The organism is Streptomyces sp. BE303 (assembly GCF_036290945.1).
Taxonomy (GTDB): domain Bacteria; phylum Actinomycetota; class Actinomycetes; order Streptomycetales; family Streptomycetaceae; genus Kitasatospora.
The window spans coordinates 1-495 of the sequence record NZ_JAQYWZ010000408.1 but is presented as its reverse complement, the minus strand read 5'-3'; the positions used below and the strand labels follow the sequence as shown (position 1 = coordinate 495).

1 protein-coding gene is annotated in these 495 nt (G+C 70.5%); it reads right to left on the bottom strand.

Annotated elements, in window-relative coordinates; genetic code table 11:
- Positions 1-495 (bottom strand): acyltransferase domain-containing protein (locus tag PUR56_RS07025; RefSeq protein WP_329948271.1); only part of this gene is annotated, 495 nt, incomplete at both ends.

Here is a 495-nt window from a genome sequence, read left to right as displayed (position 1 = left end):
TCGTTGTCGCCGCTGACGACGACGGCGGTGGGGCCGTTGACGGCGGCGACGGAGATGCGGTCGTGCCAGGGGGCGATGAGTTGGTGGGTGTGGTCGAGGGGGTGGGTGAGGGAGACCATGCCGCCGGTGCCGGTGATGGTGTGGATGGCTTGGCTGCGGAGGGCGACGACGGTGGCGCCGTCTTCGAGGGTGAGGGCTCCGGCGACGACGGCGGCGGCGATTTCGCCTTGGGAGTGGCCGAGGACGGCGTCGGGGGTGACGCCGTAGGACTCCCAGAGGGCGGTGAGGGAGATCATGACGGCCCAGAGGGCGGGTTGGACGATGTCGACGCGGTCGAGGGGTGCGCCGTCGCGCAGGAGTTGGGTGAGGGACCAGTCGACGTGGGGGGCGAGGGCCTGTTCGCACTGGTTCATCTTCTCGGCGAAGACGGGTGCGGTGTCGAGGAGTTCGACGGCCATGCCGGCCCACTGCGAGCCCTGCCCCGGGAAGACGAAG